Source organism: Nocardioides sp. (assembly GCF_036267815.1).
Taxonomy (GTDB): Bacteria; Actinomycetota; Actinomycetes; order Propionibacteriales; family Nocardioidaceae; genus Nocardioides.
This window is the reverse complement of sequence record NZ_DATAVI010000018.1, coordinates 1-9,659: the sequence shown is the minus strand read 5'-3', so window position 1 is coordinate 9,659 and position 9,659 is coordinate 1. Positions and strand designations below refer to the sequence as shown.

10 protein-coding genes are annotated in these 9,659 nt (G+C 69.7%); all 10 read left to right on the top strand.

Going from position 1 to position 9,659, the window contains the following annotated elements; translation table 11 throughout:
- On the top strand, positions 1–573 hold a 573-nt coding region (locus tag VHW64_RS03230; RefSeq protein ID WP_329649069.1), incomplete at its 5' end, for an enoyl-CoA hydratase/isomerase family protein.
- Entirely contained in the window at positions 570–1,730 is a 1,161-nt protein-coding gene (locus tag VHW64_RS03225) for an acyl-CoA dehydrogenase family protein (RefSeq protein WP_329649068.1), read from the top strand. The genes VHW64_RS03230 and VHW64_RS03225, both read left to right, overlap by 4 nt.
- A complete protein-coding gene (locus VHW64_RS03220) occupies positions 1,720–2,673 on the top strand; it encodes an acyl-CoA dehydrogenase family protein (protein WP_329649067.1) in 954 nt (317 codons plus the stop codon). The genes VHW64_RS03225 and VHW64_RS03220 overlap by 11 nt, the downstream gene beginning before the upstream one ends.
- Entirely contained in the window at positions 2,670–3,536 is an 867-nt protein-coding gene (locus tag VHW64_RS03215; RefSeq protein WP_329649066.1) for an LLM class F420-dependent oxidoreductase, read from the top strand. The genes VHW64_RS03220 and VHW64_RS03215 overlap by 4 nt, the downstream gene beginning before the upstream one ends.
- A complete protein-coding gene (locus VHW64_RS03210; protein ID WP_329649065.1) occupies positions 3,533–4,261 on the top strand; it encodes an EthD domain-containing protein in 729 nt (242 codons plus the stop codon). Before VHW64_RS03215 ends, VHW64_RS03210 begins: the two co-directional genes overlap by 4 nt.
- Complete coding sequence (locus VHW64_RS03205) at positions 4,258–4,824, top strand: carboxymuconolactone decarboxylase family protein (RefSeq protein ID WP_329649064.1); 567 nt, start codon at positions 4,258–4,260, stop codon at positions 4,822–4,824. The genes VHW64_RS03210 and VHW64_RS03205 overlap by 4 nt, the downstream gene beginning before the upstream one ends.
- Before the next feature lie 26 nt (positions 4,825–4,850).
- Positions 4,851–5,609 carry a 3-oxoacyl-ACP reductase FabG gene (fabG, locus tag VHW64_RS03200; RefSeq protein ID WP_329649063.1) on the top strand — a complete coding sequence of 253 codons (759 nt, stop codon included), beginning with the start codon at positions 4,851–4,853 and terminating at the stop codon, positions 5,607–5,609.
- A gap of 182 nt (positions 5,610–5,791) precedes the next feature.
- Positions 5,792–6,991: an ABC transporter substrate-binding protein gene (locus tag VHW64_RS03195; protein WP_329649062.1), complete on the top strand. Its 1,200-nt coding sequence runs from the start codon at positions 5,792–5,794 to the stop codon at positions 6,989–6,991.
- A gap of 164 nt (positions 6,992–7,155) precedes the next feature.
- Positions 7,156–8,019 (top strand): branched-chain amino acid ABC transporter permease, encoded by an 864-nt coding sequence (locus VHW64_RS03190; protein WP_329649061.1) that lies wholly within the window; start codon positions 7,156–7,158, stop codon positions 8,017–8,019.
- On the top strand, positions 8,016–9,659 hold a 1,644-nt coding region (locus VHW64_RS03185; protein WP_329649060.1), incomplete at its 3' end, for an ABC transporter permease subunit. The genes VHW64_RS03190 and VHW64_RS03185, both read left to right, overlap by 4 nt.

The following is a 9,659-nucleotide window of genomic DNA, read 5'->3' as shown; positions in this document are numbered from 1 at the left end:
TTCCGCGAGGCCGGGCGGATGGTCACCGAGATGCTGCGCTTCCACCTGCCGGTGATCGCGGCGGTCAACGGGCCCGCGGTCGGCCTCGGCGCGAGCGTGGCCGTCATGTCCGACATCGTCTACATGGCCGAGGGGGCCTTCATGGCTGATCCCCATGTCGCCATGGGACTCGTCGCCGGCGACGGAGGGGCCGTGACCTGGCCGGCGATGATGAGCATCCTCAAGGCCAAGGAGTACCTCTTCACCGGCGACCGCATCTATGCCGAGGACGCGCTCCGGCTGGGTCTGGCCAACCGTGTCTTCCCGGCGGACGCGCTGCTGCCGGCGGCGCTGGCCTTCGCCCATCGTCTGGCGGAGCTGCCGGCGCAGCCGTTGCAGGACACCAAGCGCACCATCAACCTCCATCTCACGGCGGCCGCGAGCCGCGTGCTGCCCTACGCCCTGGCGGCCGAGGAGCTCTCGTTCAGCGCTCCCGACGTCGCACGCCTCGCCGGGGAGTTCGCCGCGAAGGCCGGGCAGAAGAAGGCGGCCCAGCAGGAGGCGGCCCAGCAGGAGCCGAAGGACGCGACATGACCGTTTCGGTCGACCGTGACCTGGGCAGTCTGTCGCCGGCTGCCTTCCAGGAGCGGCTGGAGGCCTGGATCACCGAGCACGCGACACAGCTGGGCGAGGTCCAGCCCGACGAGAGCCTGAGCGTCGAAGAGGCGACGGCCTCGCCGCGCCTCTACCAGCGGATGCTGTTCGACGCCGGTTGGCTGCGCGCCGGGTGGCCGGCCGAGATCGGCGGCAGCGGCGGCTCCGCGGAGCGTCGGGCCCAGGTCTACGAGAGCCTGAGCGTGGCCGGCTTCCCGTCCCCGGAGACCCTGCCCACGCTCGAGGTGCTCGTCCCCGCGCTCGTGAAGTACTCCCCGGAGCTCGCGCGCCAGTTCGTGCCGGCGTTCCTGCGGGGCGACGAGCTGTGGTGCCAGGGGTTCTCCGAGACCGAGGCCGGCTCGGACATGGCCGCGATGCGCACTCGCGCGAGGGTCGCGGACGACGGCTGGGTGATCACGGGGCACAAGGTCTGGAACAGCTACGCGTCGGTCTCGGATCGTTGCGTGCTCCTCGCCCGGACCGGCGAGCAGTCCGACCGACACCGAGGCATCTCGGCGTTCCTCGTCGACATGGACACCCCGGGCGTCGAGGCCAGACCGATCACGACGATGACCGGCCGCAACGAGCTGAGCGAGATCTACTTCGAGGACGCGTTCGTGCCGGCCGACCGGCTGATCGGCGAGGTGAACCGCGGGTGGGACTTCGCCATGTTCCTGCTCCAGTGGGAGCGCGGCATGTACGCCTGGATGCGTCAGGCCTGGCTCCACCAGAAGCTCGCCCGCCTCGCACCGCTGGTCGCCGAGGTCGGCCCGACCCGCGAGCTGGGTGCCACCTACGCCCGGGTCACGGCGCTGCGCCTGGTCGCTCGGCGGACGCTGCGCCGGCTCGCCGATGGAGACTTCGTCGGCCCGGAGGCCTCCATCGACAAGCTGCTGCTGTCCTCGTGCGAGCAGGCCGTGCTCGACCTCGCCAGGTCGACCCTCCGCGGCGAGTTCGAGCTCGACGACTCCGCCGAGGCGGACCAGTGGCGCGGCGACTTCTTCTACACGCGATCCGCCTCCATCTACGGTGGCGCCGCGGAGATCCAGCGCGACATCGTCGCCACCCGAGTGTTGGGACTTCCCCGTGTCCGATGACCTGAGCAGGGACATCCGAGCCGTGGTGGCGGCTGCCGCCAAGGACTCACCCCATCTCTCCTACTCCCGACTTGTCGATCTGGGGTGGGACGACGTGCTCGCCGAGGAGCCGCGGGTCGCCGTCGCAGCGCTCTTCGAGGAGACGGGCCGGCTCCTGCTCACCGGTGCTGCCCTGGACGTCGTCGTTCTGCAGGCGCTGAACGGCGGTCGTTCGGCGACCGGGACGCGGGTGGCCTATCCCTTGCCGAGACGATCCACCCTGGACCGAGACGGCCACCTGGAGGGCGTGGTGCTCGACGGCCTGACCTCCGAGGTCGCGACCGTCGTCCTTCCCGTGTCCGGTGCGGACGGCGTCGTCCTGGCCGAGGCGCCGGCCACCGCGTGCGCGACGTCGCCGATCGCAGGTCTGGACGCATCCGCCGGATGGCACCGGGTCACCGTGCAGTCGGCGGCCCTGACGCCGGTGCCGGACGCCGATTGGTCGGCCGGCCTCGCTGCGGGCAGGAGGGCACTCGCCCACCAGCTGGTCGGCACCTGCGAGGAGCTGCTGCGGATTGCCGTCGAGCACGTCAAGGTGCGCGAGCAGTTCGGGAGACCTCTGGGGGCGAACCAGGCGGTGCAGCATCGCCTCGCCGACGCGCGGGTCGACCTCGCGGCGGCCGAGGTGGTCGTCGCCGAGGCCTGGCTCACCGAGACCGCGATGGCAGCGGCAGCGGCGAAGGGGCTTGCGGGTCGCGCGCTCGACCGGGTGGGCGCGGCGGGCCAGCAGGTGCTCGGCGGCATCGGCTACACCTGGGAGCATCCGTGGCGGCACCCCCTGAGGAGGGGGATGCTCCTCTCGAGTCTGCTCGGCGGTGCCGACGAGTGCGAGGAGGAGGTCGGGGCCGGGCTGGTCTCGGCGGGGGTCCCGCGCATCGGCGGACTGGTGGAGGCGACCCGATGAAGGCCGGCGTCCACATCTTCCTAACCGACGAGACGACCGACGTCCGCGAGCTCGCGACGGACGTCGAGGCCAGAGGCTTCGAGTCGCTGTGGCTGCCGGAGCACACACACATCCCGACGAGCCGGGAGAGCGAGTGGTACCGCGGACGCGAGCTGCCACGCGAGTATGCGCGCACCCTCGACCCGTTCGTGGCGCTGACGGCGGCGGCTCTCAGCACGACCTCGCTCAAGGTGGCGACCGGCATCTGCCTGGTCGCGCAGCACGATCCGATCCTCACCGCCAAGGCGGTCTCGACCCTCGACCTGCTCTCCGGCGGAAGGTTCGTGTTCGGGGTCGGGCTCGGCTGGAACCTGGAGGAGATGCGGGACCACGGAGTGGACCCCGCGACCCGGCGCTCCCACGTGAAGGAGACGGTCCAGGCGATGCAGGGCCTGTGGACCGAGGAGCGATTCGGCTACGACGGGCGGTTCGTGTCGTTCTCCGAGTCCTGGCTGTGGCCCAAGCCGGTCCAGCGACCGTGGCCCCCGATCGTCGTGGGTGGCCGGGGGAGCCCGCGCGCGTTCCGCGACATCGCGGAGTACGCCGACGGCTGGATGCCCGACATCAACATGTTCCGACCCGAGAAGTTCCCCCCGCTCCTCGACGAGCTCGCCGAGGCCTGTCGCGAGCACGGTCGGGACCCGGTCCCGGTCAGCGCCATGGGCGGCGCCGCCGACCCACAGCGCATCGAGGAGCTCGCCCAGCTGGGTCTCGAGCGCATCGTCTTCCTGCTGCCCTCGGGCACCAGCGACGCTGTCGCGAGGGCACTGGACGAGATCGCCACCGCTCTGGCCGCGGCCGGGCACGAACTGGAGCCGGCATGACCGCCAAGACGATCTACCTCGCCCGGCGCAATCCCGCGACCACCTACGAGGAGTTCGTGGAGAACTGGCGTCAGCACGCCGTCCTCTCGGGCTCGTTCCCCGACGTCGGTGCGCGCTTCGACTCCGTCGTCCAGTGCAAGCGCGTCACCGAGCCGCTGGCCGACTCCCTCGCGCTCACCCAGGACTTCGACGGCGCCAACCTGCTCGGTCTGAAGTCCCTCTTCGACGCGGTCGACGTCTACAACCAGGAGGGCATCCCCACGCTTCGCCAGGACGAGCGCCGGGTCTTCTCCGACTACGTCAGCGAGTCGTCGCTGACTGGTGTCGAGCACATCCTGCTGGACGGCGAGCGCGGCCAGGTCGTCCTGCTCACCCTGGTACGCCGCCGCCCGGGCACCGACCTCCGCACCTTCTTCCTCGCGTGGACGGGCGACCATGCGAAGAGGCTCGCCGACACCGAGGGGTACCGCACGCGGGTCCGTCGCCACACCCAGACGCTGATCGTGCTCCCGACCCCACCAGGCTGGGGCTACGACGGCGTGGGGGAGCTGTGGTTCGACGACGTCGCGTCGGCCGCGCGCTTCCTCGAGGAGACCGGCGATCTCGCGGCGGGGCCCGAGCTGGGCGGAGGACTGACGACCCTGCTCGAGCTGAGTCACGTGTGGGTACGCCGGCCGCCGCGACGACCCGACGACCCGACGACCACCTCTGGAGACTCCCGATGACCCGCATCTCGCCCACGAGCCCCGACGTCTACGTCCCCGTCTTCGGCGAGGACGCCTCCCATGCCGAGCGGGTGTTCGCCCACAGCCCCGACATTGCGAGGGCCTACCTTGCGTTCGGGGCCGCCGCCCGTGCTCACGGGGTTCTCCCGTTCCGACTCGTCGAGCTGGTGCGGATCCGCGTCGCCTTCCACAATCAGTGCCGGCTGTGCATGTCGCTGCGCTACGAGGACGCCGACGGACGGTCGGTCGACGAGAGCCTGGTCTGCTCGTTGGCGCAGCCCGAGGAGGCCAGCGACCTCAGCCCGGCAGAGGTCCTCGCGCTGGAGTTCGCAGATCGCATGGCCAGTGACCACCTCTCCGTGGACGACGCCCTGTTCGTCAGGCTCCACGAGCACTTCGACGACTCCGAGCTGATGGAGCTCTGCCTCCGGGTCGCCGCCAACGTGGGCTTCGGTCGGATGGCGGCCGTGCTCGACGTGGTCCCGCACGACGAGCTGCCGCCGACCCTCCGCGGTGAGGGTCAGCTCGCACCCTGGGCGGCCGAGCCCTTCGTCCAGTCCTAGCCTGCCCCGACCCTCAGGAGCTGTCCATGCGTCCCAGCGACCCCGTCGCCATCATCACCGGAGCGGCGGGCGGCATCGGTGCCGCGGTCGCCCGAAGGCTCTCCCTCGACGGGTTCGGCGTCGCCGTCCTCGACCTCCAGGAGGCGGCCTGCCGGCCGGTGGTGGAGTCGATCGAGCAGGCCGGAGGGCGGGCGATCGCCGTCGGCGCCGACGTCGCCGACGAGGACGCCGTCGCCCGGGCTGTGGAGACCGTCGCCGAACGGCTCGGCGCCCCGTCGGTGCTGGTCAACAACGCCGGCGTGATCCGCGACAATCTGCTGTTCAAGATGTCCCTGGACCAGTGGCAGCAGGTGATGGCCGTCCATCTCCAGGGAGCGTTCCTGATGAGCCGGGCGACGCAGCGACACATGGTCGAGCTCGGCTGGGGCCGGATCGTGAACCTGTCGAGCACCTCCGCCCTCGGCAACCGCGGCCAGAGCAACTACGCCTCGGCCAAGGCGGGCCTCCAGGGCTTCACCAAGACCCTCGCCATCGAGCTGGGAAGGTTCGGGATCACCGTCAACGCCGTGGCCCCCGGCTTCATCGCCACCGAGATGACCAGGCACACGGCCGACCAGCTGGGGATGACGTTCGAGGAGTTCAAGGCGTCCGCCGCCGAGCGCATCCCGGTCGGCCGCGTCGGTCAGCCGGACGACGTCGCGGCCACCGTGTCGTTCTTCGCGCGCGACGAGGCGTCGTTCGTCTCGGGTCAGGTCCTCTACCTCGCGGGTGGTCCCCGAGCGTGATCCGCAATCTCCCGGAAACCTTCGTGTCACACGCCTTGACTAACTAAATCATCTACACGATCATACTATCCACGGCCGCGGCCCCGCAGTGCCGTCGAGCGGCGGAAGAGAGATCTGGAATGGCTAAGACATCAGTACCAGCCCGTCGGCTGATGACGGTCTCGGGCGGCGTGGCGTTGAGCATGGCGATCGCAGCGTGCGGTTCGTCGAACTCGTCCTCCCCCAGCTCGAGTGGTGGGTCGACCGGGGCGGCCGACACGTCGCCGTACAACATCTTGGCGATCTACGGGATGACCGGTGACCTCGAGGCGTCCGCGGTAGCGGTCAACCGCGGCGTCCAAGCAGCGGTGGACTACTTCAACTCGCAGGGCGGCGTGAACGGTCACAAGCTGGTCCTGACCGTCAAGGACGACCAGAGCGACCCGACGAAGGCCGTCAGCATCCTCCAGGATGCGGTCAACAGCAGCTCCCCTCCCGACGATGTCATCCCGGGCATCTCGAGCAACGAGGGACTCGCCATGGCGCCGGTTCTGACGAGGGCACAGATCGTCGGGCTCGGCTCGGCGTCCTCACCGGCCCTGGACGACCCGACGAAGTACCCGTACTTCTTCTCCCAGTCGACGCTCGCGCCGACCGTGGTGGCCTCCGGTGCCACGTTCATCGCCTCCCACCCCGGTGTGAAGAGCGTCGCCATCGTGACCTCGAACGACGCACTGGGCGAGGCTGACGTCCCCACGCTGCAGAGCACGTTCAAGGCGGCGGGGATCGCGACGACCGTGAAGCTGTTCGACCCCACCGCGTCCGACTACACCGCGACGTACCAGGCTGCGGCGGCGTCCCACCCCGACTGGGTGTGGATGGACGGCGCCGGCGCCGAGGTGCCGATCATGCTCAGCAGCCGGCTCAAGGCCAACCTCGGGAACGTGCCGACCGTGATCGGGAACGTGGCGTCGAGCGGATCGCTCACGACCTACGCCAAGGGCACGACGCAGCTCGACAACACGTTCGCCACCCTCGGCCCGATGGGTGCCTACGTGGCACCCTCCGACCGGGGTCCCGAGCTCAAGGCGATGCTGAAGGCCCTGAACGAGCAGGGGGCACTGGCGGCGCCGCTCTTCGTCTACGCGACCGGTTGGGACTACGTCAACTACTTCGTGAACGGCATCCAGAACCTGAACGGCAAGGACGTGACCGGTCCGAACCTCAAGACGGCCCTCGAGACGCTCCCCGACTCGTCGGATCCGCAGTTCCCGATGTACCGCCCGACGTTCGACACCAAGACGCACAACCCGCAGACCCCGGCGAGCCTGTTCTCCTTCGGCCAGGAAGTCGGCTCCAAGGACGGCATGATCGTTCTCAAGAAGGCCTACCACTCCTCGTGAGCGGCGGCCCTAACGCAGACGAGGCCGACACCGAGTGACACGCGACCGCGACGACACCCTGACCGACCACATCGGTCGGGTGTCGTCGCGGTGCCTGGTGAGGATCGCCTTCCCGCGACCGCGTCGGCCGCGTCGACCGGTGGAGAGTGCCAGGTGAGAAACCCATGATCGCAACGGTGCTGCTGGGCCTGTCGATCGGCTCCGTCTACGTTCTGGTGGCAGTGGGGTACAACCTGACGTGGATCACGTCTCGGACCATCAACTTCGCCCAAGGCGCCCTGATGGTCGCGGGCGCGTTCTTGACCGTCTCGCTGTACAACCACCACGTGCCCGTCGTCTTGACCTTCGTGATCCTCGCCGTGCTGGGGGCGCTGCTTGCGACCGTGGAGCTCATCGTCGCGATCCTGCCGATCCTCTCGCGAGGCTCCCATGCCGAGCTCGTCACGACGGTGGGCGCCACGACCGTCATCCAGGGCATCATCGGGATTCTGGTGGTCTCCGCGTCGGAGACCGTCCCGTTCTTCGGGCCGACCAAGCTGATCTCGTTCCCCGGCGGCAGCCTGACGCCGGACGAGCTGATGTTGATCCCCCTCGCCATCGTGGTCGGGCTGGGCGCACATTTCTGGGCGACGCGCACCCGTAGCGGACTGGCCGCCATCTCGCTGTCCGAGGATCGCGAGGCAGCCCTGGCACTGGGCGTGAACACCCGGCGCTTCACCTTCGTCTCCTTCATGGTCTCCGGCGCGCTGGCCATGGTCGTCGCGCCCTTCGTGGGTCCGAAGACCACGGCGGTGACCTCCATCGCCACGACCCTCGCGGTCTACGGCTTCGTGGTCCTCGCGGTGGCGGGTGTCGGGAGCCAGATCGGGGCAGTGATCGGTGGCCTCGGCGTCGGTGTCGTCCAGCAGGTCGTGGCCCGTCAGATCGGCCCCAACTGGCAGAACCTGGCCGTGTTCGCGGTCTTCCTCGCGGTCCTCATGGTCAGGCCGACAGGACTGTTCGGCGAACGACGGGAGCGTGTCGTGTGAGCACGGGTGTACTGGCGCGCTGGTCAGCCGCCAAGGGCTGGCTCGTCCTCCCGGTGTGGGCGGCGGTCACGGTCGTCGTGGCCCTGGCGCCCGACTGGGGGTTCAGCCCCGCCTCGACCCGTCAGCTGGTGCTGATCTGCTTCCTGTGCCTGCTCGTCAGTGGACTCAACCTGAGCTACGGCTTCGCCGGCGAGCTGTCGTTCGCCTCGCCGGCGTTCTATGCCCTCGGCGCCTACACCACCGTGATGGTCTCGCTGCACTGGCACAACGACATCGCGCTGTGCATGGCGGTGGGCGCCGTGGCGGGCCTGCTCCTGGGACTGCTGTCGGGCATCCCGGGACTCCGCCTGGGCGGATGGATGCTCGCGGTCTCCTCCTTCTTCCTGATCCTGCTCGTGCCCAACGTCGTCAGCATCGCCCAGCGGTGGACCGGAGGCTACGAGGGCGCCACCGGCATCCCGCTGCCGAGCCTGCTCGGCTCGAGCCTGGACTTCAACGAGTACCTCGTGGTCGTGGTCGTGGCCACCTCGGGGTGGCTGATCCTCTTCCGGAACCTGGTCCGCTCCCGCTCGGGGGACATCCTGTCGGTGCTGCGGGAGAGCCCGATCCTCGCCGCCTCGCTGGGGATCTCCGTCTACGGCACCAAGCTCAAGGCGTATGCCATCAGTGGGGTCCCGGCCACCGTGGCCGGCACGCTCTTCGCCTACCTCGACGGGTACGTCGCGCCCATCACGTTCGGCCTGACGCTCGCGATCACCGTGCTTGCGGGCAGCATCCTGGGCGGGTCGCGCAGCGTCCTCGGCGCCGTGGTGGGAGCGACTCTGCTCCAGCTGGGGCCCAACTCGAGCACGTCGTTGGGCAAGTACGCCCTCGTGTTCTACGGCGGCTTCTTGATCTTCATGGCGATCGTGCTGCCCCGAGGAGCAGCTGGACTGGCGACCTCGGTCACCGACCGCGTGCCGAGGCTGCTCGGGCGTACCGGCGCGAAGCCCGTGCGGCAGGAGGACCCCAAGGAGCGCGCCCAGCTGCCGACGATCACCGGCCAGCGCCTGACGATCGAGGGAGTCTCCAAGTCCTTCGGGGGGAACGCCGCGCTGTCCGACGTCAGCTTCGTGGCGGAGCCAGGGGAGATCGTGGCCCTGATCGGCCCCAACGGCTCCGGCAAGACCACCCTGCTCAACACCATCTCCGGGTACTACCGGGTCGATCGGGGCACGGTGATGCTCGGAGAGAGGAAGATCTCCGGGCTGGGGCCGAGCCGCGTAGCCCGCGCGGGTGTCGGCCGCACGTTCCAGACGCCGTTGGTGGCACCGCTCACCGTGCGCCAGAACGTTGCCGTCGCGCGGACACGCACCTCCCGAGTCAGCATCCTGGAGACGATGCTGCGGCTTCCCCGCTTCTGGACCACCAAGAGAGGCGACGTGAAGGCGGTGGAGGGGATCATCAGCGCGGTCGGGCTCGAGCCGTGGGCCGACGAACAGGCACAGGCCCTGCCGCTGGGCACGCGGCGGATCCTCGAGCTCGCGCGCGCACTGGCCTCCCAGCCGGCGGTCCTGCTCCTCGACGAGGTCGCCTCCGGCCTCGACAAGGAGGAGGTCGAGCAGCTGAGCCGCATGGTCCGCGAGGTGGCGGCGGCCGGC